This window comes from Pantoea sp. CCBC3-3-1, assembly GCF_007981265.1.
In the GTDB taxonomy this organism is placed as follows: Bacteria; Pseudomonadota; Gammaproteobacteria; order Enterobacterales; family Enterobacteriaceae; genus Erwinia.
Map to the genome: position 1 here is coordinate 2,001,683 of NZ_CP034363.1, position 26,174 is coordinate 2,027,856.

Sequence of the window (26,174 nt, forward strand, 5' to 3'; positions counted from 1 at the left end):
GAAAGGACAATCGGACGACCCTGTCAGGACTCAAAATGATACTGAATTGTTATATTTTATTGCCTGAAAATGAGTATATGCTCACGCCAGGCAATATTCAATATCATATTGTTAGGGTGCTAACTAAATACTTTCAGCGGCTTAACTTTCGCCGTGGGCGCTGGAGAAAGTGGTTTTTACCGTCCGGGTACGCTGTAACAAATAGCCTGCGCCTGCCAGAATAACCGTTGACAGCATCACCAGCGAGGTGGTGAACAACGGTGTGGTAATCAGCGTAGACACAATCAGGCTTGCAACAAAACATAACCCCAGTTGTAACGTATTTTGCAGCGCTGCTGCTTTGCCGCTGGCCTGAGGAAACGGCAGTAGCGCATTTGAAACCACAACCGGATAGATAGCACCGTTCGCCAGCGCCATGCCGCAAAACGGCAGCAGCAATGCGTAAGTGGAAGGCTCTTCAACCTGAGCGGCGATAAAAAACGCGCCTACGCTCAGCGCATATATCGCCAGCAGCCACGGCAGCAGCGACGCACCCTCGGTATGTTTCAACAGCGTGCGGCAGCCATAGCCGCCAACCAGAAACGCCAGCGTCTGCGGAACATAGCTCAGGCCGATATCGCCCGGCGTCATGCCCAGTTCGGCGAGGATGAACGGCGAGCCGGTTAGCCAGGCAAAAAAGCTGGCGGAACAGGCGGCATAAATCAGGACGTTTCCGCTCCATACAGGCGACTTAAGCAGAGTGAAAAACCCGATTTTAGCTGCCGCCTTGTCGTCAGCTTTTGGCCTGGCGGGAGAGAGGAAAGCCGTAGCGACTAACAGCACGCAGGCGATCAGCATCAATACCAGAAAAATAGCGCGCCAGGAAAAATGGTTCAGCAGCCAGGCACCTAATAGCGGGGCCAGCGCCGGGGAGAGCGCAACCAGCGGCATGATGGAAGCAAAAACGCGGTTTGCAGCGGATGCCGGATAGCGATCGACAACCAGGGCCTGCCAGGTAACAGCCGCTGCACAAATGCCTACGGCTTGCAAAAAGCGTAATACCAGCAGCACGGTAGCAGATTCAACCCACCACATCGCCAGGCAGCTTACGGCGAAAAGCGACAATCCCATCAGCAGCACAGGTTTACGGCCAATTCGGTCTGAAAGCGGGCCCCAGATAAGCTGTGCCAGCGCAAAACCCGCCAAAAATATGCTCAGGCTGGCACTAATTGCACCCGGCTGAGTTTGCAGGTCTTGCTGCATTGCACCAAACGCGGGTAAGTACATATCGGTCGCGAGAAAACCTGCCACGCTCAGCAGCGCCAGGTAAATAATAAATCCTTTCGAAGGCATTTTTTGCTCTGTATCCGTTATTACCAAAGAGGCAGGAGTCTAATTGAGTGCCAAAGGGGTTGTGAAACGGTATTATTTGTTTCTTGCGTTCAAAAATATTGCAGGCAGAAAATGTGGTCTGAACATTCACTTGAAGTGGTCGATGCGGTTGCGCGAACCGGCAGCTTTACGGCCGCCGCGGCTGAACTGCACCGTGTTCCGTCGGCTATCAGCTATACCATCCGTCAGCTGGAAGAGTGGCTGGCGGTTCCGCTGTTTGAAAGACGACACCGTGATGTCGCCCTAACCGATGCGGGTAGGGTGTTTATTCAGGAAGGTCGTCTTGTCATCAAAAAAATGCTTGCCACTCGCCGCCAGTGCCAGCAGGTCGCTAACGGCTGGCGTGGTCAGCTGAATATTGCTGTCGATCGCATTGTTAAAGCCGAGCGAACCCGTCAGCTGGTGGTCGATTTTTATCGCCACTTTCCCGATATGGAGCTGCATCTTGCGCATGAGGTTTTTAACGGCGTCTGGGATGCGCTGGCAGATGGTCGGGTAGACGTGGCCATTGGCGCTACCCAGGCGATACCCGTTGGCGGTCGCTTTGCGTTTCGCAATATGGGCGCGTTGAACTGGCGATGTGTGGTACAGGCCGCGCATCCGCTTGCGCAACGGCTGGAACACGTCAGCGAGGACGCGATTCGCGAATGGCCTTCGCTGTTGCTGGAAGATACCTCAAGGGCGCTACCCAAAAGGACGACCTGGACGCTGGATAACCAGCGACGGCTGGTGGTGCCGGACTGGCAGAGTGCGTTTGACTGCTTGCTGGCGGGACTGTGTGTTGGCATGGTGCCGGGCCATCTGGCTCAGCCTTTGTTGCGCAACGGCACGCTACGCGAAATTACCCTGGATCCTGCTTTTCCTGACAGCCCCTGCTGCGTCAGCTGGTCGGAACAACAGGCATCACCGGCGCTGAGCTGGCTGCTGGACTATCTCGGCGAAACGGAAACGCTGAACAGCGAATGGTTGCGGGAAGAGTAAGCGGGCGGAGTGAGAATGAAACGCCGGTTATCTGCATTAAAGCAGATAACCGGCTAAAATCTTAGCGACGGTAATCCATAAACGGGCCGTCAGCGACCGAGCGACGCTCGATCAGCGTTGGATGAACTTCGATGGTCTGGGGCTCTTCGCGCTTGCTGGTGATGCGGTCAAGCAGCATATTGAATGCGGTTGCACCCAGTCGCTCTTTAGGCTGATGCACGGTGGTTAGCGCAGGCGCAAAGTAGCGTGAGTTGCGCACGTTGTCATAACCGATCACCGAAATATCCTGCGGGACACGCAGTCCCATCTCATCTGCTGCGCAAATTGCGCCCATAGCCATAATATCGCCGCCGCAGAATACGGCGGTAGGACGCTGCTTTTGCGCAAGAATTTGCTGCATCGCACGATAGCCGGATTCCGGCTCGAAATCGCCCTGCACCAGCCACTCCTCACGCAGGGTGATGCCCGCTTCTGCCAGCGCTTTCAGAAAACCGGCATGGCGGCCGCCGCCGGTGTTGCGCTCCAGCTGGCCTGGAATGGCACCAATATCGCGATGGCCCCGGTCAATCAGATAGCGCCCAGCCAGATAGCCGCCTTCAAACGCGTTGTCCAGCACGGTGTCGGTAAAATCACCCCGTGATTCGCCCCAGTCCATCACCACCATAGGGATATTACGATGATCTTCCAGCATCTGAATCAGCTCATCGGGATATTCCGAGCACATCACCAGCAGGCCATCGACGCGTTTCTGCGCCATCATTGACAAGTAGGCCTGCTGTTTTTGCAAATCGTTATGCGCATTACCCAGGATCAGGGTATAGCCTTTGGCAAAACAGCTGTTTTCCACCGCTTCAATAATTTCGGCAAAATAGGGCGCTTCGCTGGACGTGGCAAGCAGGCCAATCGTCCGGGTATTGTTCACCTTCAGGCTACGGGCCACGGCGCTGGGGGAATAATGCAATGCTTTGATTGCAGCCCAGACGGCTTCTCGTGTCTCTTCAGCGACGAAGCGGGTTTTATTGATGACGTGGGACACGGTGGTGGTGGAGACACCGGCGCGTTTAGCCACATCTTTAATGGTTGCCATGAAATAGCTACTCCTGCGCCTATCGCAACTTGCTGATAAGCATCTTGTTAAACGTTTGCCTGGTAACAAAGAAACCTGACGTTGGTTGGCGTTTTTTTTGTGGTCCGGATACGTCAGGAAGGAAAAAAAGGCGGTAAAAGCCTGCCGCGGAGCCCGATAAAATCTGGCCTCCTGGCGTGTTGCGCAACAAAAAAAGGATTCTAACAAGGCTGGGGCGAGAAAACGAGATTTTTACGGCCCGACGGGGAAAATCTTTGCCTGTGTTAATGCTTTGTATAACCCGTCGGGCTCGGTTAGCGAATGGTTTTCGGCGTCATTACCCGACGAGCGCCAACGTAGTGACGCTGCCAGTAATCTTCGCTCAAGGCGGTAACCTGAATATCTTTGCCGGTACGCGGTGACTGAATAAATTTGCCATTCCCCAGGTAAACGCCAACATGATCGGCGGTTCCGCGTCCGTTAATCTGGAAGAACACCAGATCGCCTTTCTCCAGCTCATCGCGTTTGATCGACGCCGCGTCACGCAGATGGAACATCTCATTAGCGGTGCGTGGAATTTTAAATTTCACCAAATCTTTATAGGCATACCAGACCAGACCGCTACAGTCGAAGCCGGTTTTAGGCGATGTCCCCCCCCACTGGTAAGGTTTGCCGAGCTGGCCCATGAGTTTGCTCATCGCGGTTTCGCGCGCTTTCTGATAGCGAACACGGTGCGCTTTGCTGAGCTTAAGGGGCGCTGTAGCAGAATTTTCCGTCAGCGATTCAGCCGCTTCCGGGTGGCGTGAGTGACGGCCATAGCGTTTTTTAGGCGGAAGCGCAGCGGTCTGAACGGTTTTCTTTTTAAATTTATACTTCTTCAGGATGGGCGTTCGGGCTTTTTTAGCGGTGACTTCTTTGACTTTTTTCGTGCCGGTTGATTTTACCGGGCGGCGTTTGCGACGATCGTCTTCACGTGCCGCCGTGTTGCTGTCCACTTTATGGTGGCTGGCATTGACGGGAGCATGGGGCGATGCGTGTGCCATATTCAGGAACAGTTGCGCAAAGGCCAGCATGATAAGCGTAATGAGTGAACGCATCGTTACCATTAACAGTTTGTGCTCCCGCCAGCGGCCAGAGCCTGGATAATTAGGGATATCTGCGCCAGGGCAGACAGCTCGGACAATTCTAATCGAACTCATTACCAAAGGGTTAGGCTTTTTTGTTTCAAGAATACATAACACGTAAAAGCTGTAAAAATTAGCCGAATCAGCTGCTTATCTGCGCAGTTTCGCGCGGTTTTTTTCTAAAGTCAGCACACCAGATGGCTGGGAAATGGTATTTTAACGCAGGCCATCGCCTTGTTAGCTGTAAAACCCTGCTGAAAATGACGTTTTCATCAACGGGCCAGACTCGCTACAATTAACAGACATGTAGTTCTTAAAGGAAGCCATTTATGAGTACGATTGAAAAAATTGAGCGCCAGATAGCAGAAAACCCGATTCTGCTGTACATGAAAGGTTCACCAAAACTGCCAAGCTGCGGCTTCTCCGCACAGGCCGTTCAGGCGCTTTCTGCCTGTGGCGAGCGTTTTGCTTACGTGGATATCCTGCAAAATCCTGAAATTCGCGCCGAGCTACCGAAATACGCTAACTGGCCAACCTTCCCGCAGCTGTGGGTTGATGGCGAACTGGTTGGCGGCTGCGACATCATCATCGAAATGTATCAGCGTGGCGAACTGCAGCAGCTGATCAAAGAAACCGCGCAAAAGCATCCTTCTGACGCGGCTGAATAAGTTCATCAGTAAAGAAAAGGGCGGGAAATTGCTTTCCCGCCCTTTTTTATGTCAGTTATTCGGCCTGTGGCAACGGCCAGCCGCCAAGGCGTTTCCAGCGGTTAACCAGCTCGCAAAACAGATCGGCCGTCTGCACCGTATCGTACAGGGCTGAATGCGCCTGAGCGCTGTCAAAAGGCATACCGGCTGCGGTACAGGCTTTTGCCAGCACCGTCTGTCCCAGTACCAATCCGCTTAGCGCGGCGGTATCAAAGGTGACGAAAGGATGGAACGGGTTACGTTTCAGCGCGGCACGCTCCGCTGCTGCGTTCATAAAGTTCAGATCGAAAGTGGCATTGTGCGCCACCATGATTGCGCGGTTACATCCCTGATCTTTAATCCCTTTACGTACCAGTTTAAAAATAGCGTGTAGGGCTTCGTATTCGCTGACTGCACCACGCAACGGATTCGACGGGTCAATACCGTTAAATGCCAGCGCTTCAGGTTGCAGAACGGAACCTTCGAACGGCTCGACGTGGAAATGCAGCGTTTCGTCTTTCTCCAGCCAGCCATCGCTGTCCATTTTTAGCGTAACGGCGGCGACTTCCAGCAATGCATTGGTTTTGGCGTCGAAACCGGCGGTTTCCACATCAATGACTACCGGATAAAAACCGCGAAAACGGCTGCTGAGGGCGTTCAGTTGGTTCGATTCAGACATCAGGATCTCACAGGGGAAAAATTGCAGCGCGTATTATGGCAAATTTCACGGCGGGATGCAGCAGAGGAAGGAAGAAGGGCGCCATAATGGCGCCCCGAAAGATTAAGCGCCCAGGCCGTGACCCGCGTGCTTGTTCTCAATCAGTTCGATTTTGTAGCCATCCGGATCTTCCACGAAGGCGATAATCGTGGTGCCGCCTTTAACCGGGCCTGCTTCACGAGTGACGTTGCCGCCATCCTTACGAATGCGTTCGCAGGTCGCTGCGACGTCATCCACGCCCAGTGCGACATGGCCGTAAGCGTTACCCAGGTCATACTTCTCAGTGCCCCAGTTGTAGGTCAGTTCAATGACCGCGCCTTCGCTTTCTTCGGTATAACCAACAAACGCCAGCGTATATTTGTATTCAGCATTTTCGCTGGTACGCAGCAGGCGCATACCTAAAACTTTGGTATAAAAATCAAGGGAGCGTTGCAGATCGCCAACGCGCAGCATGGTGTGAAGTAAGCGCATAACATCCTCTTTAAAAAAACGTTATCATCCGATAACTAAGAAACAAGTATAGCGATGAAATCGCCCGGACGATAATCACGCCGGGAAATCTCATCGGGTGCAGCGAGCCGCTCAGCGCTGGCCCGCTGACGTTCAGTCGGCCAGTGACGGATAGTCGGTATACCCTTCCGCATCGCCGCCATAGAACAAGGCAGGGCGCTGCTCATTCAGCGGGGCTGCCTGTTGCAGGCGTTCAACCAGATCCGGGTTAGCAATATAGTCGCGGCCAAAGGCAACGGCATCAATCAGCCCTTTTTCGATCAAATCTTCGGCTTTCTCCGCCGTATAACCGCCAGCACCAACAATCACGCCAGGGTAAGCATGGCGGATAGCTTTACGGAAAGCCTCGCTGTAAGGCTTGCCGCCAGCCCAGTCTGGTTCCGAGATATGCAGATAAGCCAGCCTGCGTTTCGCCAGCTCAGCAATAAAGTACAGCGCGGCGGCTTCCTGATCTTCACCATTGTCCAGACCATTGAACGGGCCCAATGGCGAAATACGGATGCCAACGCGGTCTGCGCTCCAGCCGTCAATCGCGGCATCCACTACTTCGAGCGCAAAGCGGGTACGATTTTCAACGCTGCCGCCGTAAGCGTCGGTGCGCTGATTAGACGCGGGTGACAGGAACTGATGGATCAGATAGCCGTGAGCGGAATGCAGCTCAACCAGGTCGAAATCGGCTTCGCGAGCATTAATGACTGCCTGACGGAAATCATTAATCACGCCCGGGATCTCATTGAGTTCCAGCGCGCGAGGTGTAGAGGTCGCTTCACGAATGGCCTGGCCTTTTTCATCACGCAATGACGTGCGGGTTTCAGCGTTAATGGCAGAAGCGGAAACCGGAGCCTGACCTTCTGGCTGTACGCTGGTGTGAGAAATTCTGCCGGTGTGCCACAGCTGTACCGCACTGTGTCCGCCATCTGCATGGATACCCGCATTAATCGCTTTCCAGGCCGCAATTTGTTCGGACGTGTGCAGCCCAGGCGCACCAGCATAACCTTTAGCCTGGAAAGAGATTTGGGTGGCTTCAGTGATAATCAGCCCGGCACTGGCGCGCTGGCGATAGTACTCGCCCATCAGGGGCGTAGGGATATCGCCTGGCTCAATGCTGCGCAGACGCGTTAAGGGCGCCATAAATACACGGTTAGGCACGGTGATCGCGCCGGTTTTCAACGGGGTAAAAAGCTTATTCAGTTTCATTGTTACTCCTGGTAGACCGGTCGACTAGTAACGAGCGTTTTTTTAGAGCGGCGCTGGCAGCATCAGATTAATTTGCTGCCAGGCGTTTTCCAGCGGCCTGACGTCGCGAGAAATTTTACTCAGCAGGCTGGCGCCAAGCCACAGCATATAAATGTTTTGTGCAACATCTTCTGCATTACTGACCCGCTGCAATGTTTGCTGCTGCTGCGCTTTCTGTAGCGCAGAGGTCAGTGTAGCAATTATCGCCTTAGAGCCGGCATCCAGCGCAATGCGCATGGGTTCAGAGAGATCGCAAACCTCGGCAGAAAGCTTAACCGACAGGCAGCCGGCAAAGCTGCTTTCCTGACAGAACGTCTGCAACGACTGATGATAATAGTCGAGAACACGCTGACGCTGATCGCCCTGATGGTCGTCAAGGTAGCCGCGCAGCTGCTGATGATAATGCGCAAAATAACGCTCCAGCATAGCAACGCCAAACGCCTCTTTTGACGCGAAATAGTGATAAAACGATCCCTTCGGCACGCCCGCGACCTTCAGCAGCTCAATCAAACCCATGGCATGAAAGCCGCGCTGAACGCAGAGCTGTTCGCCAGTGGTCAGAATATGTTCGCGAGTATCAAAACGGGTCGTCTTCATGGCAGGTAGCGTAACAGACCAATCGGTCTGTTACAAATCCACCGATTCAGGACTGGCACGAACGGATCATATCAAGTGAAGGCTGATACACCGTCGTTTGCACGTTCATCATGCCCAATAACGTATGAAAAACATTGTCTTGTGAAACATCTGAGCTGAGCGCTTCCTGCTGTAAGCACTGCTCTTTTATGCCATATGTCCGCAGATAATCGGGCGACAGCCAGAGTAACAAAGGAATATGGGTTTGCTGGGAGGGGGCAAAAACATAAGGGGCGCCATGCAGATACATGCCATGTTCTCCCAACGATTCACCGTGGTCAGAGAGATAAATTAGCGCCACGTTGTACTTCTCACTGTAAGATTTCAGCAGACCGATTGTCTCACTCAGCATCGAGTCGGTATAAAGAATCGAATTATCATAGGTATTAACCAGCGCCTGATGATCGCAATCCTGAATTTGATTACTGTCGCAGGTCGGCGTGAACTGGCGCATCGTCGCGGGATAACGGCGGAAGTAGGCCGGGCCGTGGCTGCCCATTTGATGCAAAACGATCACCGTATCGTCTTTAATGCTGTCGATATAGTGATTGAGCCGGTAAAGCAAAACGTCATCCAGACAGGATTCATCCTGACACAGGGCGTTAAGCTGCCATTTGGTCATATCGGTATGGGGAACGCGATTGCAGGTGCCTTTGCAGCCGCCATCGTTTTCACGCCAGAGCACATTGATGCCAGCATGGGCCATCACATCCAGCACGCCTTCCTGATGGTGGGCAAGATTGGCGTCGTAATGCTCACGTGGCATATTGGAAAACATGCAGGGCACGGAGATGGCGGTTTCCGTGCCGCAGGAGGTGGCATTGCGATAATATATGACGCCCTCCTGCTTGAGTTTTGGATTGGTTTCCCGCGCATAGCCGCCGAGCGAAAAATTTTCTGCGCGTGCCGTTTCGCCCAACACAAAAACCACCAGGGTCTTTTTCTTTTCGGCGCTAATCAGCGGGCCTTTTTGCGCATCCTCACCGATTTTAACCAGCGTCTGATTCCCGGCAAACCAGCGATTATCCGCATAATGACCTATGCCGCTAAGCACGTTAGCGGGCGTCACCATTTTTACCAGGCCTTTATTGTTGCGCACCAGTGACGCGTAATCTTTATAGAATAATGCGGCGACAAGCAAGATAACCAATATGGAAACCAGCGCGGTTATAGCGCGAAAGGCGATATTCATCCACCAGGGATGACGGGTTTTTATCTTTACCAGTAATATCGCCAGGGCGGGTATTATGCCTGCGGCCATTAGCCAAATGACGTAACGCAGACTGAACAATGCGGCCGCTTCCTGCATGTCGGTCTCAAACACGTTCTGAATCATATTCGTGTCGATAACCGTGCCAAAACTGTAGATAAAATAGTTTGCTGCCGCGCTGGCTATTACCAGCACCATCAGCAGGGGCTTACGTATCCAGGGCAGGGCAGCCACGCTGAAAATAAATAAAAAGGCGCTGAACAATACCAGCGGGATCGTAGCAGCGAACAAATAGTCCCGCAGTTTCTGGTAGGGAATCGTTTCCCAGGCATGAAAGAGGAAAACGGCATTAAGAATAAAGGTAAAGAAAAAAGCCATTAAGAGGTTAAAGGTGTTTTCGTTACAGTGTAACTTTCTCAGCAGGTTCATGGCAGCCCAGTCACGGAAGATTCTTCGATCAGCATAGCGGTATTACATTAACTAAACCTTAATAATTGCTAAACAATTATCAGATCCATTATAAAATTTATAACTCTGTTATTGGGTTCACAAACGAGACGCTTGTTGGCCTGGACGACTTGCGTCACGATTAACTTGCCGGAAACGCGCAGAGGAACTTGAATAGAAGGGCGTTCACTAACCGGGAGCCGACGTGGCCGAACAATTAGAATTTTTTCCCGTACCCAGTCCCTGCCGGGGTATTTGTCAGGCTGACGAACGAGGCTACTGCCGTGGGTGCATGCGTAGCCGGGAAGAGCGCTTTAACTGGATGGCATTTAGCGATACGCAAAAGCGCGAGATACTGCGTTTATGTCGGTTACGCTATCAAAGATTGCAGCGCATCCATAAACCTGAATCGCCGGCCGATCCTGAACAGCCGTCACTTTTCTGAAAATTTTACTTATCTTTATGCGCTTTTTTTCAGGCGTTTTCCGGAATTCTGTTCAGACTTAAAGCTCTTAAAGACTGTTGAGGAAAGCGTATGAAACGCATTAATTTACTGGTGTTATCTCTCGGGCTGTGCGGGCTGGCGCATGCCGCCAGCGAAAAAGTAGAGATCAAGCTGGCTACCGAAAAAGGAGCCGGAGAGAGCATTGGCTTTGTCACCATTGATGAAACACCTTACGGCCTGAGTTTTACGCCCCAGCTGAAAGCGCTACCGCCGGGCATTCACGGCTTTCACGTCCATGCTAACGGGAGCTGCGAGCCGAAAACAACGGACGGTAAAGTGGTTGCCGCTGGCGCAGCGGGCGGACATCTTGACCCGGAAAAAACCGGGAAGCACCTGGGGCCATGGCAACCCGGCCATTTAGGCGATTTACCGGCACTGTTTGTTACGGATGACGGCACCTCAACGTATCCTGTTCTTGCACCCCGCCTTAAAAAACTGTCGGAAGTAAAAGGTAAAGCGTTGATGGTGCACGTGGGTGGCGATAACCATTCCGATCATCCTCAACCGTTGGGCGGCGGAGGCGGAAGATTTGCCTGTGGCGTTATCTGAATAACGGCTGCACAACATTTTTTTCGCTAAAAGAAGCGAAAATGGACAGCAGTGAAGTGAGTGAATGCCAGAAAGCGGTCTGTCAGAGGGCCGTTTTCTGCCGTTATTTTATTTATCAATGTGATTAGTGAAGCTGATTCCAAAAACATTTTCCCCCCGGCAATGTTGATACCAGCACCGCCCGTCATGAAGTTTCGCAATGGCACTAACCAGCGAGAGCCCAAGACCGGAACCGGGCGTATGACGTGAGTTGTCTCCTCGCCAAAATCGTCGGAAAAGCTTCTCAGTCTCGGTTAATGGCAGACCCTGATTACTAACCTGCACTTCGGCGGCAGTATAATCTGAGCGGGCACGAAGGGTGATTTGACTCTGCATGGGTGCATGCCGGATAGCGTTAGTTAACAAATTTATTACTGCTCGCTGGAAAAGTATCTTATCCGCAAAGACCCACCCCGAAGCGTCCAGGTTCAGGCTGACAGTATGCTCCTCAGCCAGAGAGTCCATGAAATCGATAATGTTCTCCAGCATATCGTGTAACGGCCAATGCGCTTTTTGCAGAGTGATATTGTGATGATCTGCACGTGATAAAAAAAGAATGTTATCCGTCAGCCGTGACAGGTTTTCCAGCTCTTCGATATTGCCCTCAATGAGCTGCTGGTAGTGTTCGGGTGTGCGTTTTTGAATAAGCGCCACCTGATTTTGCCCTAACAGAATATTAACGGGCGTGCGGAGCTCATGGGCGAGATCGTCGGCGAACTGGTTCAGACGAGCAAAGTCTTCGGCCAGCCGGTGGCGCATTACGTTCATCGCATTGCCCAGCGGCAGGAGTTCGGCAGGCAGTGTGCTAACCGGCACTGGCTGATTTAGCTGGTCCGCCTTTGTCGTCGCGGTAATTTCACTGAGCATCTTTATTGCCCGTAAACTCCGGCGAATAAGCAGGGGGCTGAGAATGGCGCTCAGCAACACCGCCGCAAGGCTGACAAAAAAACTCTTTTGCCGATAGCTGGCCAGAACCCTGGCTCTTTCACTGTTTATTCTGGCTACAACAATAGTGACCGGCAGGCCGTCAAAACTGCCCTGCAGACCCAGAATAGTGATTTCATCGCCGTTATTAACCCGCGAGCGATAAAGCGCCCTGGCCGTTGCAGCCTGTTCTACAGGTAAAGTCGCAACCGGGGGCAGCGTGATGCCCGTATGGTTGATAGCCACATCCTTGCCCCGTGCAGGATGAATGACAAGAATATCCTGGTGGGTATCAACCATACGGTTGAAGTAAAGCGGTAACGAAGCAGGTTCAGCACCATCCAGCAGGAGTTGTCTCAGCTGAGCGCCACGGTTAATCAGCGTCTGCTCGTCACGCCATATCAGCTCATTTTCCAGCGCCCGATATAGCGTAAAGGTGATGCCGGTGCAGGCCAGCGTAACAAGGACAATAAAGACTATCGTCAGCCTGAGCGTCAGGGATATCCTAAGCATTCCGTTCCCCATTCGCCGACAGGCAATATCCCATACCACGCACGGTGGTAATCAGTTTATGCCTGTAAGGGTCGTCCATCTTACGGCGTAACCGGCGGATAGCGACGTCGACGGTATTGGTCTCGTTATCGTAGTTAATGCCCCATACTTCACTGGCAATTAACGTTCGTGGCACGATCTCCCCGGCCCGGGTAGCCAGCAGCCACAGTAGCGCAAATTCTCGTCGGGTTAATGCGATACTTTTTCCTTCCCGGATCACGGATTGCCGCACTAAATCCATTTCCAAATCCGCCACTTTTAATGTCGTATCGGCGACATTATGTTGCCGCAGCTGCGAACGTACGCGAGCCAGAAGCTCAGCAAAAGAGAAGGGTTTCACCAGATAATCGTTGGCACCCAGTTCCAGACCACGGATTCGATCGTCTACGGAGTCTCTTGCCGTAAGACAAATAACCGGAACCGGGCGGGTGGTTCTGAGCAGTTGCAGTATCTGCCACCCGTCCAGGCCTGGCAGCATAATATCCAGAACGATCAGGCTATAGTTCCCTTCCAGCGCAAGGTGCAGGCCGTCTCGTCCATCACCCACCGCGTCCACTACGTAACCCGCTTCCTGTAGTCCTTTACTTACCCAGTCACGGGCTTTTTGGTTGTCTTCAATGAGGAGTATTTTCATCAGGCAAGTCTGCCATGGGGTCAGTAATTTGTCCTGCTGATTAGCGCAATATGACAATAATGTCATGCTGCTGTCAGGTGGACGGTATCCGTTGCAGGTTATGCTGTACTGGTCGAAAATAATGGAAACCAAAAATGAAAAAGAACCTCATCTTTACCGCTCTTGTTATGGCACTGTCGCTGCCCGCGCTGGGTCAGGCCAAAAATCTGTTAAGCGTCCATATCCTTAACCAGCAGACTGGCAAACCCGCTTCTGGCGTGGAAGTTACCCTCGAACAAAAGCAGAGTGATGGCTGGAAAAAGCTTAATGCAGCAACCACGGATCAAGAAGGCCGTATTCCCGCGTTGTGGCCAGCGCAGCCAGCGGCTGCCGGCGATTACCGGGTAGTGTTCCAGACGGGAAAATATTTCTCGGCACAGCACATGGAGAGCTTCTTCCCGGAAATCCCCGTGGAATTTCATATCACCAACACCGGGGAGCATTATCACGTTCCTCTGTTGTTGAGTCAGTATGGCTATTCCACCTATCGCGGAAGCTGAGTGTATAAAGCGTGCTACCGGAATTATCCTGCCGGATGAAACCGGCCGGCTTACTGAGGTAGTGCCACACGCAGCTGAGAGAGCGAGCAGTAGAGTCGCCAGACGATCCCGGCCAGCTCCGTCTCATTTGCAGTATGGCCCGCCGCCAGCGTGGTAACAATGGTTTGGAGTTCATTAAGGGTGTTATCCAGCGGATCCTGCTGCACGCCCTTCACGCTGATAATTTGTTGCAGATTACGCAGTGTGGCATCACGCAGCATAGCAAGCGTTGCGGAATCCGTTTGCCATTCCCGCAGCTGCCAGACGATATGTGAGCAGTTCAGCAACACCACGCCCCAGCGTAAAAGCCAGATGCGGGCCGGTTCATCCCGACTATTGTTCAGCTGATTAACCCGATAGTAAATCAGCGATTCAAAATGACTCTGGTTGCGCTGCGGCCGCCGGCTTAGCTGATCGAGAAACTCCCTTCTGAGCGCGCGTATATGACGGCGGCTGCGGCGTTTATCCGAGCTGGGCCGCAAAATCTGAAACGCCACCCAAACCAGCAGCACGCCGCAAACTTTAGCAATGTTATCGTTAAGAAAGCTTTGGTAATCGTAATCAGGTGGATTCGTCACCGCTAAAAACGAGCCGCCGAAGACAATCAGCTGCGCCCACAGGCTGGCACGCTTTTTCTGTTGCAGCTTAAACAGCTGAAGCGTAATCAGCAGCGGGAACAGAAAAAGTAAAAACTGCCACAGCACGCTGACCTGTACCATCAGGCCAAATTTGATGATAAAGCTGAAAACGGACAGCAGCAGCAGCGTTTTAAGCAGCAGCGAAACGCTGCTGGTGGGCGAGGGCACCGAAGAATACAGCACGCAGCTGATAGCGGCGAGAGTCAGTGCAGCATCGCCTGAATCCCACTGGGTGGTAATCGTAAACGCGCAGCCCAACACGATGACAACAAAAGTGCGTAACGCACTCCAGCTGGCTTCAGCGCTGTCGCTGTGCCGTGCTAATGCGGGAACCGGCGGAGGCGAAAGCAAGGTGTCGGCATCGGCCCGTTCGAACTGGCGTAGCCAGCGGCTGACATTCAGATACAGCCAGCAAAAGTAGCGCAGCCGATGCCAGAAGGCATGATGGCGGTAATCGCCTTTATCTTGTGGTGCCGCGCTCGCCAGGATGCGGGCGAGCTGATATTTATCGCAGTCGCTGCGCGCCAGTTCGGTCAACAGTTGCTGAAGGGCGGTGAAGACGATTTCAGGAGGATCGGGCCAGTTGAGCAGCATCCGCCGCAGGCTGGAAATCACGCTGGTCAGCCGCAGCTGCTGATGAAGCACATAGTTAAGGACATGGTTTTGACGCCGAAAGCGATAGTGACTCCAGAAAGCCTGAATGCGCAGCAGATTCATGGTCAAAATCTGCCCAATAACGTTTTCATGCGCGCTGCGAACATTATCGGTGGTTTCACGCTGCAACAGCAGGTTAGCATGCTCCAGCAGGCGACCGTGCATCTCCTTCAGCGATGTTATCAGGGTGTCTCCATCGGAGGTGCTGGGCAAAATCATCATCATCAGCCCGCCGCACAGGATGCCGGAAATCACTTCACAGACGCGGGCCTGAGTAATATCCCACAGGTCGCTAATATCGGTAACGTTCACCGTGGTAAAGGCAATGATCGCTGCTGTATAGCCTGCAAGCGAGAAAGCGTAGGCGACATTATTTTGATAGTGGTTTTGGATCCAGGTACAGAGTGCCAGCCAGGAGGCGATGGCCAGGGCAAACAGCCAGGGTTCATTCAACGTATGTCCGGCAATCAGCAGTGCGGCGGCTGCCCCCATCAGGCTGCCGGCAATGCGACCCAAACTTTTGCCGATCACCCCGCCTAAGGTAGGAAAACTCACCACGGCGGCAGAGGTCATTGCCCAGTAAGGTTCATCCAAATCCAGACCATAGGCGATGCTCAGCGCCAGACACATGGCAATGGCGTTGCGTAACGCATAGCGCCATTGTCCCGGCGTGGCCTTAATCCATGGCAGCTGCTGCCACTCCAGCCAGCTAAGATTCATGGTTGAATGGAAATACTGCAGGTGGTGCCAGCGACCAGCGGCAAATCTTTGGGCACCCCAGTCAGCCGGATACGCACCGGCACTCGCTGCGCAAGACGCACCCAGGGAACGTTAGGCTTAATATCCGGGATCAGCCCGCTGTCGGTTTCAACGCTCTGATCGTAAATGGCCCGGCCAATACTCTCCACTTCGCCCGTCAGTTCCCGATTATCGCTGTATAAGCGAATGGACGCTTTATAACCGGCACGAATATGGCGTAGCTTGGTTTCTTCAAAATAGCCCATCACGTAGAAAGAGTGGCTGTCGACCAGTGCCACAATCGGCGTCCCGCTGGTGGCATAATTGCCGGGCCGCACCACCAGATTACTGATCCAGCCGTCGGCCGGTGCATAAATCTGCGTTTGCGAAAGATTCCATTTAGCCTGCTCCAGCTCGGCCTGCGCCGCCTTCTCCGCAGCCTCCATCGCTTTAGCATTGAGATTCGCCGCATCCAGATCTTCCGCGGAAATGACATTGCGCGGGAGATTCTGACGTCGGCGAGCTTCGTGCTGCGCCTTCAACAGATCAGATTGCGCCTTCGCCAGCCCCGACTCGGCGTTCAGAACGGCAATGCGAAAAGGCTCATCATCCAGCGTCATCAGCTTGCTGCCTTGAGTGACGTACTGATTATCTTTTATCGGCAACTGCGCGATCCGCCCGGAAACCTGCGGGGTGATATTGACCAGCTCGGCGCGAACTTTACCGTCCCGCGTCCAGGGAGACTGCATGTAGTAATTCCACAGCCACCAGCCGGCAAGAAGCGCAGCGGCAAAAAAAATCAGGGTGGAGAAGTATTTTAACGTGCTGAATTTCATACGATCACCAGGAGAAGCCACAGCGAAGCGCTGACGCAAAGAATAAACAGAGAAAGATCTAACAGGGTGGGATGCCAGATCTCCCCGGAGTAGATCCAGTTGCGTAACAGCGGATGGATCAGTAACCAGAAGAAAAAACCTAACAGCACGGCTTTAAACAGCGGTGGAAAATAGACTGACGCGCCAAATACCAGGTCGGTCAGTGGTGATGCGGAGTTTGAATGCGCGTTGCCCACGGAGTGATTCCCTCTTGCCGGATCGCGTGTTACGGGCCGGGTTAGCAATACAGTTTCATGGCGGATGAATTTGTATTTTGTCCTGTAAACTCGCAGAATAGTCTAGAATCAAGCTTGATAGCTAGCAAGCTAATTATAAGGAGATGAAATTGGATACCCCCTTAGGAACGGACCTGGCAAGACTGGTGCGCATCTGGCGTTCTTTAATCGATCAACGGTTAAAACCGCTGGAACTGACGCAAACACATTGGGTAACGCTGCATAATATCCATCAGCTGCCGCCTGAGCAGTCGCAAATCCAGCTGGCCAAGGCCATTGGTATTGAACAGCCCTCTCTGGTACGCACGCTGGATCAGCTGGAAGAAAAAGGGCTGATTACGCGTACAACCTGCGCCAGCGATCGCCGCGCAAAGCGGATTAAACTGACAGAAGAAGCTGCACCGATTATCACTCAGGTTGAACATGTAATTGATGCCACCCGAGACGATATTTTATCGGGTATCTCCCAACAGGAGATCGACAAAATGGTGACGCTGATTGCCCGTCTGGAAAAAAATATCCTGGAGCTACAAAACCGGGATGAATAAAAGAACCGGCTTTTTGCCGGTTCTTTCGCATTTAACGTGGGGAAACGGTGACCTGGCTGCCGTTTGAGGCCATCGCCACGCGTTGACCAACAGCATAACGGCTGGCGGCCTGTTTCTGGACCACCATAATGGTGTTGCCATCATCCTTACGGATCTCAAGCTCCACGCCTTCGGTTTTATTCATTGAGCCCTGAACACCCTGACCCGCAACGCCGCCTGCTACCGCGCCCGCAGCCGTTGCCAGGCTACGACCGGTGCCGCCGCCAAGCGTATTCCCCAGGAAGCCACCCAGCACCGCGCCGCCAATCGCGCCGATAACATTGCTGTCATCGCCGCCCTGAATTTGCACGGGTCTCACTGCGACCAGCGTGCCGTAGGTGACGCTTTGCACCTGTTTCGCTTCCGACGCACTGTAGACATCTCCGGAAAGATTACTGGTGTTCGTACATCCCGCTAAAGTTACGCCAGTCAGTGCCACGATCAATATGCGCTTGAACATTGTCAAAACTCCTTCGATTTCCATTTGCTGCAGTCAATTGCGCAGCGATCAATAACGTAATTATATGGCACAGGCAAGGCCTGCGTACTGATTGGGTTAAGAAAACTGGTTTAAGGATAGCGCAGGCAAGCTAAACCTGGAATCAATTGGTTGTGAATTGCCAGCGCTCTTCGTAAAAAAGGAATACAGCTCGGAAAACGCATAGTTAATCATAGAATTGCAGTACTATTTTTGCGACGCTGTAGAGATAATCTCATCTCCCCGATCGCGGGTAAGGCATAAGCATGAAATCTGGACGCTATATAGGCGTGATGTCAGGAACCAGTCTCGATGGCGTCGATGTGGTGCTGGCTGCGATTGACCAGCAAATGGTGGCGCAGCAGGCCAGCTATTGCCATCCCATCCCGGGCGAACTGCGTCAGGCCGTGTTAGCCATCAGCCAGGGGCAGCCGCTGACGCTTTCGCAACTCGGGCAGTTGGATACAAAACTGGGACGCCTTTTTGCCGATGCGGTGCTGACGCTGATTCGTCGTGAAGGTTTAGAGAGAGAAGATATCACCGCCATTGGTTGCCATGGTCAGACCGTCTGGCATGAACCGCAGGGCGACGCGCCTAACACGTTGCAAATTGGCGATAACAATCAGATAGCAGCAGCGACCGGTATCACGGTGGTGGGGGATTTTCGCCGGCGTGATATGGCGCTGGGTGGTCAGGGCGCGCCGCTGGTGCCGGCTTTTCATCAGGCAGTGCTGATGCACCCTGGTGAGCGACGCATGGTGCTGAATATCGGCGGGATAGCCAACCTGTCATTGTTGATCCCGGGCAAACCGGTCGGGGGTTACGACACCGGGCCGGGAAATATGCTGCTGGATGCCTGGATTTGGCGGCAGCAGCAGCAGCCGTTTGATAAAAATGGCGAATGGGGCAGCCGCGGGCAAATTATTTATCCCCTACTGAAACAGATGCTGTCCGATCCCTGGTTTTCACTGCCGGCGCCTAAATCTACCGGGCGGGAATATTTCAATCTTGGCTGGATAGAACAGCAGCTGGCCAATTTCCCTGGCCTGGCCGCGCAGGACGTCCAGGCAACGCTGACAGAGCTAACCGCGATAACGATTGCCGAACAGGTGATGCTAAGCGGCGGCTGCGAGCGGCTGCTGGTATGCGGCGGCGGCGGCAAAAATCCACTGCTGATGGCGCGTCTGGCAAACCAGCTGGCGGGAACGGAAATCAGTTCAACCGATCGGGCTGGCCTGGATGGCGACGATATTGAAGCGCTGGCCTTTGCCTGGCTGGCATACCGCACGCTCTCCGGCGAACCGGGAAATTTACCCTCTGTTACCGGCGCGCGGGAAGCCTCGGTACTCGGTGCGATTTTCCCGGCCAATATTCCGCGCTGTAGATAAGACGCGCTTTAACAACCTTAAGGAGCAAGCATGAAAACCGTTCTTATGCTGACAACCCTGTTGCTTTCTGGCTGTAGCCTGTTTCATTCGTCGCCTGAAAGGCCGGTAACGCTGCACTACCAGTGCGGTACGCTGCCGCTGACGGTGAAGCTGGATAATGCCCGGCAGGAGGTTAATCTTATTCTTGATGGCAATCCGCTGACGCTGAAGCAGCTGCCTGCCGCCTCAGGCACCCGTTACGGTGATGGTCATTATGTTTTCTGGTCGAAAGGCGACGGTGCATTTATTGAACGTAATGATAAAGTCATCATCAACGACTGCCAGCTGAATAACAGTTAACCCGTTGAAATCTATTATGATGAGGCGCACAATGCCTTTCCCCTGTCAGTGGAAACCTGAGCGATGAACGAGAGCGATAATTTGCAGCAGATTGCCCATCTGCGCCGTGAATATACCCGTGGTGGCCTGCGCCGTAAGGATCTGCCAGCCGACCCGCTGGCGCTGTTTGAGCACTGGCTTGGCCAGGCGGTTGAAGCACAGCTGCCCGATCCTACAGCGATGAGTGTTGCCACGGTTGATGAGAACGGTCAGCCTTATCAACGTATTGTATTGCTAAAACATTTCGATCAGCGCGGGATGGTGTTTTACACCAATCTTGGCAGCCGCAAAGCGCATCATCTTGAAAAAAACCCGCGCATCAGCCTGCTGTTTCCCTGGCACATGCTTGAACGCCAGGTGATGGTATTGGGGCGTGTTGAAAAACTGTCGATGATTGACGTGGTAAAATATTTTCACAGTCGTCCCCGCGAAAGCCAGATCGGCGCCTGGGTTTCAAAACAGTCGAGCCGTATTTCGGCACGTGGCGTACTGGAAGGAAAATTCCTTGAGCTAAAGCAAAAGTTCCAGCAGGGCGAAGTGCCGCTGCCGAGTTTTTGGGGCGGCTATCGCATTGTAATTGAGTCAATGGAGTTCTGGCAGGGCGGTGAACACCGGCTGCATGACCGTTTTTTCTACCAGCGTGAAGCCGACGGCTGGCAAATTGACCGGCTCGCACCTTAAACGCGCGAAATAATGGTGTTAAGCGCTGGCACAGAGTGCGCCAGCGCTTTATTCTATGTCCCTAATTTTCTCCGCTAGTCAGCGGAAAGCTGTGTACCAGCATAGGTGCAGACTTTTTTTTCATGGAGTCACAGATGGCCAGCAGTAACCTGATCAAACAATTGCAAGAGCGGGGCCTGGTAGCCCAGGTAACGGATGAGGACGCGTTAGCAGAACGACTGGCGCAAGGGCCAATCGCACTCTATTGCGGCTTTGATCCAACCGCCGACAGCTTGCACTTGGGCCATCTGGTCCCGTTACTCTGCCTGAAACGTTTCCAGGATGCCGGACACCGTCCTGTTGCACTGGTCGGCGGCGCAACCGGTCTGATCGGCGACCCGAGTTTCAAAGCGGCCGAACGCAAGCTCAACACCAGCGATACGGTTAACGAGTGGGTAGAAAAAATTCGCCGTCAGGTCGCCCCGTTCCTCGATTTTGACTGCGGCGACAACAGCGCCATTGCAGCCAATAACTACGACTGGTTTGGCAGCATGAACGTGCTGACTTTCCTGCGCGATATTGGCAAACACTTCTCTGTAAACCAGATGATCAATAAAGAAGCGGTAAAGCAGCGCCTGAACCGTGACGATCAGGGCATCTCCTTTACCGAATTCTCCTACAATCTGCTGCAAGGCTACGATTTCGCCTGCCTGAATGAGCAATATGGCGTTGCGTTGCAGATCGGCGGTTCCGATCAGTGGGGTAACATCACCTCCGGTATCGATTTGACGCGTCGCCTGCATCAGAATCAGGTCTTTGGCCTGACCGTACCGTTAATCACCAAGTCTGACGGCACCAAATTTGGCAAGACCGAAGGCGGCGCGGTATGGCTGGATGCGAAGAAAACCAGCCCGTACAAGTTCTACCAGTTCTGGATCAATACGGCTGATGCGGATGTCTACCGCTTCCTGAAGTTCTTCACCTTTATGGACATTGCCGAAATCAATGCGCTGGAAGAAGAAGACAAAAACAGCGGCAAAGCGCCTCGCGCCCAGTATGTACTGGCCGAGCAGGTTACGAAAATGGTGCATGGCGAAGCTGGCCTGCTGGCGGCGCAGCGTATCACCCGCAGCCTGTTTTCCGGCAGCCTGAGTGACATGACCGAAGCGGACTTTGAACAGCTGGCTCAGGATGGCGTACCTTTTGTCGAGCTGGAGCAGGGACAGGATCTACAGCAGGCAATGGTCGATGGCGATCTGGCACCGTCTCGCGGTCAGGCACGTAAGCTGATCGATTCCAAAGCGGTCAGCATCAACGGTGAGATCCAGCTGAACGCGGAGTATGGTTTTGAGCAGGCCGATCGTCTGTTTGGTCGCTACACGCTGCTGCGTCGCGGCAAGAAGAACTACTGCTTAATCGTCTGGAAATAATCCACATCCATTGAGGCCGGTCTGACCGGCCTTTCTTTTTGTCAGGGTAGCATTCCGCAATGAAAAATATTTTATCCGTTCAGTCGCATACTGTTTTTGGTCACGCGGGCAACAGCGCCGCAGAATTCCCAATGCGGCGTATGGGCGCAAACGTTTGGCCGCTGAACACCGTGCAGTTTTCTAACCATACTCAGTATGGTCACTGGACCGGTGTGGTGATGCCCGCTACGCATCTCAGCGAGATCGTCAAAGGCATTGCGGATATCGATCGCCTGAAAACGTGCGATGCGGTACTCAGTGGCTATCTGGGTTCTGCCGAGCAGGGTGAACAGATTCTGGAAATCGTTCGCCAGGTGAAGCTGGCCAATCCGAACGCCTGGTACTTTTGCGATCCGGTGATGGGCCATCCGGAAAAAGGCTGCATCGTGGCACCGGGCGTGGCTGAGTTCCACAGCCGTTACGCACTGCCAGCCAGCGATATTATTGCGCCGAACCTGCTGGAGCTGGAGATGCTCAGCGGCCATGAAGTCACCAGCGTGGAGCAGGCGGTCGCCAGCGCGCGCGAGCTGATTGCCCAGGGGCCAAAAATCGTGCTGGTTAAACATCTGGCGCGCGCCGGCCAGCGTAGCGATCGCTTTGAAATGCTGCTGGTCACCGCTGATGAGGCCTGGCACATCAGCCGTCCGCTGGTGGATTTCGGCGTTCGTCAACCGGTGGGCGTGGGTGATCTGACCAGCGGGCTGTTACTGGTCGATTTACTGCATGGGATGCCGCTGAAAGAGGCGCTCGAACATATTACGGCGGCGGTTTACGAAGTGATGCTGAAAACCCATGAAATGGGTGAATATGAGTTGCAGCTGGTGGCCGCACAGGATCGTATTGCCAATCCTCAGCAGCATTTTGATGCGGTAAAACTGTAAGCGCTTTTCTCCGGGCTGGTTCTCAGCCCGGATGGCCAGCACCTGCATCAAATCTTCCTTTCTCTTGCCATGGCATAAGGTGTTAAACCCCTCGATAGCAATGGCTTATACTCACTCGCAACTAACCCGGAGGTAAAATGAATTCAGTTTTTGATGTCCTCACCGCTCATAAAAGTGAGCGCAGCTTTACCGAGCAGCCTGTTGATGCCGCGGCGCTGGAACGTATTGTTTTGTCTGCCTATCGTGCGCCTACCTCTGTCAATTCCCAGCAGGTTTCACTGGTCATCACCCGCAATGCGCAGGCACGCGAGAAGATTGCCGCTATTGCGGGTGGGCAGCCGTGGATTGCCAAAGCGCCTATCTTCATCACCTTTGTGCTGGATATGTATAAAAGCCGTCAGGCGATGGCTGCGATTGGCCGTGAGCAAATTGCCAACCAGAGCATTGAGAGTATCGTTGCTGGCGCCACGGATGTCGGGATTGCGCTGGGCAGCGTCATGGCTGCCGCCCGTGCGGAAGGGTTGGGAATTGTGCCGATCGGCGGTATCCGCCGTGATTCACAGGCGATGATTTCACTGCTGAACCTGCCCGAACAGACTTTCCCGGTTGTTGGTCTGGCTGTTGGCCATGTTGATGTGCCTGCCCATGCGAAACCGCGCCTGCCGCTCAGCACCTTTGTTCATGATGAGCAATATCACACCGAAGGGCTGGAAGAAAACATCGCCGCTTACAATCAGGAAATGGTTGAGCACTGGCAGGCTATCGGCCGCAGCGACGGCGAAAGCTGGAGCGAAAGCGTCAGTGGTTATTATCAGAAAATCTATTTCCCGGATGTTTTATCCGCGCTGCTTAAGCAGGGATTCGGTAACGATAAATAGTCATGATGCGTTCAGGACTGATTGTTAGGGCCGTTTAAGCCGGGCTCATACCCGGCTTTTTTGAACGTGGTAAAGATTCAACGCTACTCGCCGTTTTCTTCCGCAATCATCTTCTGCAACAGACCCACTAAAACCTGCCGTTCGTCAGCAGAAATCCGTAAAAGAAAACGTTTATCTACCTCATTCGCAACCGGCTGTGCCTTCAGAAGAAGCTGCTCTCCCGCCTCGGTCAGCCAGATGAAGCGCCGTCGTCGGTCGCTGCTGCCGGGTTCACGCCTTAACAGCCCGCGATCTTCCATCCGCACCAGCATTTCTGCCAGCGTCGCCTTGCTGCTTAGCGCCGCATCCATTAAATCGACCTGCTCTATGCCGGGCTGTTCAGCCACCGCGCAGAGTACGGAATACTGCGGCTTGGTCAGCCCCTGCAACGCTTTTTGCCACTGGGCGGTGTGATCCTGGAATAAAAGTCGCATCAGGTGAAAAGGGGTGCTGGCGAGCGTTCGGGTCATGATTACTGTCTCAATTTAACAGGCGAAATAACGTTATGGTCCAAGAGTAACGTAACAGCTGGATGATTTTAATAAACTTTCCAATAAAGTCAGCAATATAACGTTCGTACACGAATTATTTGCCTGGCCTCGCTTGTTTAATGCCTGACAAAACACTACGCTGGTAATGTTGTTCGTATGCGAACAATATCAATAAAGGAATCTGATGTTGTAAAACGACATCACCCGACAGCGGAGAGGATGAAGTATGGCATTTGATGATTTAAGGGATTATCTTCAGGCGCTCGACGAGCAGGGACAGTTACTGACGATTGAAGAAGAAGTTAAAGCGGAGCCGGATATCGCCGCCGCCGCGAATGCAACGGGGCGGATTGGAGAGGGTGCACCGGCGCTCGCCTTTACCCATATTCAGGGGTTTAATCAGGCCCACGTGGTGGTAAACACCCTGGGCTCCTGGAAAAATCATGCGATCGCGTTAGGGATGGCTCCTGCAGCGCCAGTCCGACAGCAAATTGAAACCTTTATTCAGCGTTGGGACAATTTCCCCATTGCCCCCGAGCGGCGGAACAGCCCACCCTGGGCGGAAAACAGCCGTGATGGCGAAGAGATCAACCTGTTCGATATTCTGCCGCTGTTTCGACTTAATGACGGCGATGGGGGGTTCTACCTTGATAAAGCCTGTGTCGTTTCGCGCGATCCTCTGAACCCGGATCACTTCGGCAAACAGAATGTCGGCATTTACCGAATGGAGGTTAAGGGCAAGCGTAAACTTGGACTGCAACCGATCCCGATGCACGATATCGCACTGCATCTCCACAAAGCGGAAGAGCGGGGCGAGGATCTGCCGATAGCCATTACGCTTGGCAACGACCCCATTATCACCCTGATGGGGGCAACGCCGCTGAAATACGATTGGTCTGAGTACGAAATGGCAGGAGCATTACGCGAAAGCCCTTATCCCATTGCTACCGCGCCGCTTACCGGTTTTGATGTCCCCTGGGGCTCAGAGGTGATTCTGGAAGGCGTCATTGAAGGGCGCAAACGTGAAATCGAAGGCCCTTTTGGCGAATTTACCGGCCACTATTCAGGCGGTCGCAATATGACCGTTGTGCGCATCGACAAAGTCTCTTACCGCACAAACCCAATATTTGAATCGCTCTATCTTGGCATGCCGTGGAGCGAAATTGATTATCTGATGGGGCCGGCAACCTGCGTTCCCCTCTATCAACAGCTGAAGGCAGAATTCCCCGAAGTTCAGGCGGTTAACGCCATGTATACGCATGGTTTGCTGGCCATCATCTCAACCAAAAAACGCTATGGCGGTTTTGCCCGCGCAGTAGGCCTGCGCGCGATGACCACGCCGCACGGGCTGGGCTACGTCAAGATGGTCATTATGGTGGATGAAGACGTTGATCCTTTTGACCTGCCGCAGGTGATGTGGGCGCTCTCATCGAAGGTCAATCCGGCTGGCGATTTAGTGCAGCTGCCGAATATGTCGGTACTGGAACTGGATCCGGGCTCAAGCCCTGCCGGCATAACCGATAAGCTGATCGTTGACGCCACCACGCCGGTCGCGCCCGATAAACGTGGCCACTACAGCCAGCCGGTAAAAGATTTGCCGGAAACAACGCTGTGGATTGAAAAGCTGACCGCAATGCTGGCTAACCAACGAGGAGAGTAAAATGATTTGTCCGCGCTGTGCTTTTGATACCCTTGCAACACTGGCTCATTCTCCGGTAAAAGGCGTCTGGACGGTTTTTCAGTGTCAACGCTGCCTTTATACCTGGCGCAACACTGAACCCTTACGCCGTACCAGCCGGGAGCATTATCCGCACGCCTTCCGCATGACCCAAAGCGATATTGATAATGCGCCTGAAGTGCCCACCGTTCCGCCGCTGCTGGCAGACAGGGAGTAATTTTTCTTCACGGGGCGCCATGTGACTGCACTCTTGTGATAAGCGTACAGATTGCCATAGCCATGCAGCGATGCGATGACAATGGCTATCTGTTTTTGCAAAAGATCGGCAAAGAGCACGCGG

Annotated in this window: 29 protein-coding genes; 14 read left to right on the plus strand and 15 right to left on the minus strand. The window is 53.3% G+C overall.

The window, feature by feature from the left end:
* Nucleotides 1–141: 141 nt before the first annotated feature.
* Complete coding sequence (punC, locus tag EHV07_RS09565; RefSeq protein ID WP_147197317.1) at nt 142–1,332, minus strand: purine nucleoside transporter PunC; 1,191 nt, start codon at nt 1,330–1,332, stop codon at nt 142–144.
* A gap of 111 nt (nt 1,333–1,443) precedes the next feature.
* Between punC and punR the strand changes: the two genes are divergently transcribed.
* On the plus strand, nt 1,444–2,352 hold the full coding sequence (punR, locus tag EHV07_RS09570) for a DNA-binding transcriptional activator PunR (RefSeq protein WP_147197319.1): 909 nt from the start codon (nt 1,444–1,446) through the stop codon (nt 2,350–2,352).
* Nucleotides 2,353–2,413: 61 nt separating this feature from the next.
* Here punR and purR read toward each other — a convergent pair whose 3' ends face one another.
* Together purR and EHV07_RS09580 are read right to left on the minus strand one after the other, a co-directional pair.
* Nucleotides 2,414–3,439 carry an HTH-type transcriptional repressor PurR gene (gene purR / locus EHV07_RS09575; RefSeq protein ID WP_147197321.1) on the minus strand — a complete coding sequence of 342 codons (1,026 nt, stop codon included), beginning with the start codon at nt 3,437–3,439 and terminating at the stop codon, nt 2,414–2,416.
* A gap of 293 nt (nt 3,440–3,732) precedes the next feature.
* Nucleotides 3,733–4,515, minus strand: coding sequence for a C40 family peptidase (locus tag EHV07_RS09580; RefSeq protein ID WP_147200582.1), 783 nt, complete (start codon nt 4,513–4,515; stop codon nt 3,733–3,735).
* A 356-nt stretch (nt 4,516–4,871) separates the two neighbouring features.
* Between EHV07_RS09580 and EHV07_RS09585 the strand changes: the two genes are divergently transcribed.
* Nucleotides 4,872–5,210, plus strand: coding sequence for a Grx4 family monothiol glutaredoxin (locus tag EHV07_RS09585; RefSeq protein ID WP_147197323.1), 339 nt, complete (start codon nt 4,872–4,874; stop codon nt 5,208–5,210).
* A 55-nt stretch (nt 5,211–5,265) separates the two neighbouring features.
* Here EHV07_RS09585 and rnt read toward each other — a convergent pair whose 3' ends face one another.
* The 5 genes from rnt to eptA form a co-directional block, all read right to left on the minus strand.
* Nucleotides 5,266–5,907 (minus strand): ribonuclease T, encoded by a 642-nt coding sequence (rnt, locus tag EHV07_RS09590; protein WP_147197325.1) that lies wholly within the window; start codon nt 5,905–5,907, stop codon nt 5,266–5,268.
* 102 nt (nt 5,908–6,009) lie between these two features.
* Nucleotides 6,010–6,417, minus strand: coding sequence for a lactoylglutathione lyase (gene gloA, locus EHV07_RS09595; protein ID WP_147197328.1), 408 nt, complete (start codon nt 6,415–6,417; stop codon nt 6,010–6,012).
* Nucleotides 6,418–6,549: 132 nt separating this feature from the next.
* On the minus strand, nt 6,550–7,653 hold the full coding sequence (locus EHV07_RS09600) for an alkene reductase (RefSeq protein WP_147197330.1): 1,104 nt from the start codon (nt 7,651–7,653) through the stop codon (nt 6,550–6,552).
* Between the two features lie 42 nt (nt 7,654–7,695).
* Nucleotides 7,696–8,289 (minus strand): TetR/AcrR family transcriptional regulator, encoded by a 594-nt coding sequence (locus EHV07_RS09605; RefSeq protein ID WP_147197332.1) that lies wholly within the window; start codon nt 8,287–8,289, stop codon nt 7,696–7,698.
* 46 nt (nt 8,290–8,335) lie between these two features.
* Nucleotides 8,336–9,967, minus strand: coding sequence for a phosphoethanolamine transferase EptA (gene eptA / locus EHV07_RS09610; RefSeq protein WP_147197334.1), 1,632 nt, complete (start codon nt 9,965–9,967; stop codon nt 8,336–8,338).
* Between the two features lie 223 nt (nt 9,968–10,190).
* Here eptA and EHV07_RS09615 point away from each other — a divergent pair, with 223 nt between their 5' ends.
* Nucleotides 10,191–10,430, plus strand: coding sequence for a DUF1289 domain-containing protein (locus tag EHV07_RS09615; RefSeq protein ID WP_147197335.1), 240 nt, complete (start codon nt 10,191–10,193; stop codon nt 10,428–10,430).
* 90 nt (nt 10,431–10,520) lie between these two features.
* Nucleotides 10,521–11,039 (plus strand): superoxide dismutase family protein, encoded by a 519-nt coding sequence (sodC, locus tag EHV07_RS09620; protein WP_147197337.1) that lies wholly within the window; start codon nt 10,521–10,523, stop codon nt 11,037–11,039.
* 108 nt (nt 11,040–11,147) lie between these two features.
* Here the strand turns inward: sodC and EHV07_RS09625 are convergent, their stop codons facing one another.
* Nucleotides 11,148–12,515, minus strand: a complete 1,368-nt coding sequence (locus tag EHV07_RS09625) for a heavy metal sensor histidine kinase (protein ID WP_147197339.1) — start codon at nt 12,513–12,515, stop codon at nt 11,148–11,150.
* Nucleotides 12,508–13,188 (minus strand): response regulator transcription factor HprR, encoded by a 681-nt coding sequence (hprR, locus tag EHV07_RS09630; protein ID WP_147197341.1) that lies wholly within the window; start codon nt 13,186–13,188, stop codon nt 12,508–12,510. The genes EHV07_RS09625 and hprR overlap by 8 nt, the downstream gene beginning before the upstream one ends.
* A 134-nt stretch (nt 13,189–13,322) precedes the next feature.
* On the opposite strand from hprR, the gene hiuH reads away from it, so the two are divergent.
* Nucleotides 13,323–13,727: a hydroxyisourate hydrolase gene (gene hiuH, locus EHV07_RS09635; protein ID WP_147197343.1), complete on the plus strand. Its 405-nt coding sequence runs from the start codon at nt 13,323–13,325 to the stop codon at nt 13,725–13,727.
* A 50-nt stretch (nt 13,728–13,777) separates the two neighbouring features.
* On the opposite strand, the gene EHV07_RS09640 is transcribed toward hiuH, so the two are convergent.
* Genes EHV07_RS09640 through EHV07_RS09650 form a run of 3 tightly spaced genes read right to left on the minus strand, consistent with a single transcriptional unit; the run spans nt 13,778 to nt 16,868 of the window.
* Nucleotides 13,778–15,778, minus strand: coding sequence for an FUSC family protein (locus EHV07_RS09640; RefSeq protein WP_147197345.1), 2,001 nt, complete (start codon nt 15,776–15,778; stop codon nt 13,778–13,780).
* Nucleotides 15,775–16,632 carry an HlyD family secretion protein gene (locus EHV07_RS09645; protein WP_147197347.1) on the minus strand — a complete coding sequence of 286 codons (858 nt, stop codon included), beginning with the start codon at nt 16,630–16,632 and terminating at the stop codon, nt 15,775–15,777. Before EHV07_RS09645 ends, EHV07_RS09640 begins: the two co-directional genes overlap by 4 nt.
* Entirely contained in the window at nt 16,629–16,868 is a 240-nt protein-coding gene (locus tag EHV07_RS09650) for a DUF1656 domain-containing protein (protein WP_147197349.1), read from the minus strand. Before EHV07_RS09650 ends, EHV07_RS09645 begins: the two co-directional genes overlap by 4 nt.
* 143 nt (nt 16,869–17,011) lie before the next feature.
* Between EHV07_RS09650 and slyA the strand changes: the two genes are divergently transcribed.
* Complete coding sequence (gene slyA, locus EHV07_RS09655) at nt 17,012–17,455, plus strand: transcriptional regulator SlyA (RefSeq protein WP_305790949.1); 444 nt, start codon at nt 17,012–17,014, stop codon at nt 17,453–17,455.
* A 31-nt stretch (nt 17,456–17,486) separates the two neighbouring features.
* On the opposite strand, the gene slyB is transcribed toward slyA, so the two are convergent.
* Nucleotides 17,487–17,954: an outer membrane lipoprotein SlyB gene (slyB, locus tag EHV07_RS09660; RefSeq protein WP_147197353.1), complete on the minus strand. Its 468-nt coding sequence runs from the start codon at nt 17,952–17,954 to the stop codon at nt 17,487–17,489.
* 284 nt (nt 17,955–18,238) lie between these two features.
* On the opposite strand from slyB, the gene anmK reads away from it, so the two are divergent.
* The 6 genes from anmK to EHV07_RS09690 all read left to right on the plus strand — a co-directional run bounded on the left by anmK (nt 18,239) and on the right by EHV07_RS09690 (nt 23,626).
* Entirely contained in the window at nt 18,239–19,360 is a 1,122-nt protein-coding gene (gene anmK / locus EHV07_RS09665) for an anhydro-N-acetylmuramic acid kinase (protein WP_147197355.1), read from the plus strand.
* Nucleotides 19,361–19,390: 30 nt separating this feature from the next.
* On the plus strand, nt 19,391–19,699 hold the full coding sequence (locus EHV07_RS09670) for an MliC family protein (protein WP_147197357.1): 309 nt from the start codon (nt 19,391–19,393) through the stop codon (nt 19,697–19,699).
* A gap of 63 nt (nt 19,700–19,762) precedes the next feature.
* The gene (gene pdxH, locus EHV07_RS09675; RefSeq protein ID WP_147197359.1) at nt 19,763–20,419 is read left to right on the plus strand and encodes a pyridoxamine 5'-phosphate oxidase; all 657 of its coding nucleotides are present in this window, start codon (nt 19,763–19,765) and stop codon (nt 20,417–20,419) included.
* A 134-nt stretch (nt 20,420–20,553) separates the two neighbouring features.
* On the plus strand, nt 20,554–21,828 hold the full coding sequence (gene tyrS, locus EHV07_RS09680) for a tyrosine--tRNA ligase (RefSeq protein ID WP_147197361.1): 1,275 nt from the start codon (nt 20,554–20,556) through the stop codon (nt 21,826–21,828).
* A 59-nt stretch (nt 21,829–21,887) separates the two neighbouring features.
* Nucleotides 21,888–22,748, plus strand: coding sequence for a pyridoxal kinase PdxY (gene pdxY / locus EHV07_RS09685; RefSeq protein WP_147197363.1), 861 nt, complete (start codon nt 21,888–21,890; stop codon nt 22,746–22,748).
* 137 nt (nt 22,749–22,885) lie between these two features.
* Nucleotides 22,886–23,626 carry a nitroreductase family protein gene (locus tag EHV07_RS09690; protein ID WP_147197365.1) on the plus strand — a complete coding sequence of 247 codons (741 nt, stop codon included), beginning with the start codon at nt 22,886–22,888 and terminating at the stop codon, nt 23,624–23,626.
* Between the two features lie 83 nt (nt 23,627–23,709).
* Here the strand turns inward: EHV07_RS09690 and EHV07_RS09695 are convergent, their stop codons facing one another.
* On the minus strand, nt 23,710–24,135 hold the full coding sequence (locus EHV07_RS09695) for a MarR family winged helix-turn-helix transcriptional regulator (RefSeq protein WP_147197367.1): 426 nt from the start codon (nt 24,133–24,135) through the stop codon (nt 23,710–23,712).
* A 247-nt stretch (nt 24,136–24,382) separates the two neighbouring features.
* Here EHV07_RS09695 and EHV07_RS09700 point away from each other — a divergent pair, with 247 nt between their 5' ends.
* Together EHV07_RS09700 and EHV07_RS09705 are read left to right on the plus strand one after the other, a co-directional pair.
* Entirely contained in the window at nt 24,383–25,816 is a 1,434-nt protein-coding gene (locus EHV07_RS09700; protein WP_147197368.1) for a non-oxidative hydroxyarylic acid decarboxylases subunit C, read from the plus strand.
* Nucleotide 25,817: 1 nt separating this feature from the next.
* On the plus strand, nt 25,818–26,051 hold the full coding sequence (locus EHV07_RS09705; RefSeq protein ID WP_147197370.1) for a non-oxidative hydroxyarylic acid decarboxylases subunit D: 234 nt from the start codon (nt 25,818–25,820) through the stop codon (nt 26,049–26,051).
* Nucleotides 26,052–26,174 lie beyond the last annotated feature (123 nt).

Coding starts and splice junctions, on each gene's coding strand:
- EHV07_RS09605 (WP_147197332.1), bottom strand. CDS start 8,289: ATGAAGACGACCCGTTTTGATACTCGCGAACATATTCTGACCACTGGC.
- punC (WP_147197317.1), bottom strand. CDS start 1,332: ATGCCTTCGAAAGGATTTATTATTTACCTGGCGCTGCTGAGCGTGGCA.
- sodC (WP_147197337.1), top strand. CDS start 10,521: ATGAAACGCATTAATTTACTGGTGTTATCTCTCGGGCTGTGCGGGCTG.
- EHV07_RS09670 (WP_147197357.1), top strand. CDS start 19,391: ATGAAAACCGTTCTTATGCTGACAACCCTGTTGCTTTCTGGCTGTAGC.
- EHV07_RS09640 (WP_147197345.1), bottom strand. CDS start 15,778: ATGAATCTTAGCTGGCTGGAGTGGCAGCAGCTGCCATGGATTAAGGCC.
- EHV07_RS09705 (WP_147197370.1), top strand. CDS start 25,818: ATGATTTGTCCGCGCTGTGCTTTTGATACCCTTGCAACACTGGCTCAT.
- pdxY (WP_147197363.1), top strand. CDS start 21,888: ATGAAAAATATTTTATCCGTTCAGTCGCATACTGTTTTTGGTCACGCG.
- EHV07_RS09645 (WP_147197347.1), bottom strand. CDS start 16,632: ATGAAATTCAGCACGTTAAAATACTTCTCCACCCTGATTTTTTTTGCC.
- rnt (WP_147197325.1), bottom strand. CDS start 5,907: ATGTCTGAATCGAACCAACTGAACGCCCTCAGCAGCCGTTTTCGCGGT.
- slyB (WP_147197353.1), bottom strand. CDS start 17,954: ATGTTCAAGCGCATATTGATCGTGGCACTGACTGGCGTAACTTTAGCG.
- slyA (WP_305790949.1), top strand. CDS start 17,012: ATGAAATTGGATACCCCCTTAGGAACGGACCTGGCAAGACTGGTGCGC.
- EHV07_RS09695 (WP_147197367.1), bottom strand. CDS start 24,135: ATGACCCGAACGCTCGCCAGCACCCCTTTTCACCTGATGCGACTTTTA.
- hiuH (WP_147197343.1), top strand. CDS start 13,323: ATGAAAAAGAACCTCATCTTTACCGCTCTTGTTATGGCACTGTCGCTG.
- EHV07_RS09700 (WP_147197368.1), top strand. CDS start 24,383: ATGGCATTTGATGATTTAAGGGATTATCTTCAGGCGCTCGACGAGCAG.
- eptA (WP_147197334.1), bottom strand. CDS start 9,967: ATGAACCTGCTGAGAAAGTTACACTGTAACGAAAACACCTTTAACCTC.
- EHV07_RS09690 (WP_147197365.1), top strand. CDS start 22,886: ATGAATTCAGTTTTTGATGTCCTCACCGCTCATAAAAGTGAGCGCAGC.
- pdxH (WP_147197359.1), top strand. CDS start 19,763: ATGAACGAGAGCGATAATTTGCAGCAGATTGCCCATCTGCGCCGTGAA.
- gloA (WP_147197328.1), bottom strand. CDS start 6,417: ATGCGCTTACTTCACACCATGCTGCGCGTTGGCGATCTGCAACGCTCC.
- hprR (WP_147197341.1), bottom strand. CDS start 13,188: ATGAAAATACTCCTCATTGAAGACAACCAAAAAGCCCGTGACTGGGTA.
- punR (WP_147197319.1), top strand. CDS start 1,444: ATGTGGTCTGAACATTCACTTGAAGTGGTCGATGCGGTTGCGCGAACC.
- EHV07_RS09600 (WP_147197330.1), bottom strand. CDS start 7,653: ATGAAACTGAATAAGCTTTTTACCCCGTTGAAAACCGGCGCGATCACC.
- tyrS (WP_147197361.1), top strand. CDS start 20,554: ATGGCCAGCAGTAACCTGATCAAACAATTGCAAGAGCGGGGCCTGGTA.
- EHV07_RS09585 (WP_147197323.1), top strand. CDS start 4,872: ATGAGTACGATTGAAAAAATTGAGCGCCAGATAGCAGAAAACCCGATT.
- EHV07_RS09625 (WP_147197339.1), bottom strand. CDS start 12,515: ATGCTTAGGATATCCCTGACGCTCAGGCTGACGATAGTCTTTATTGTC.
- anmK (WP_147197355.1), top strand. CDS start 18,239: ATGAAATCTGGACGCTATATAGGCGTGATGTCAGGAACCAGTCTCGAT.
- EHV07_RS09580 (WP_147200582.1), bottom strand. CDS start 4,515: ATGCGTTCACTCATTACGCTTATCATGCTGGCCTTTGCGCAACTGTTC.
- purR (WP_147197321.1), bottom strand. CDS start 3,439: ATGGCAACCATTAAAGATGTGGCTAAACGCGCCGGTGTCTCCACCACC.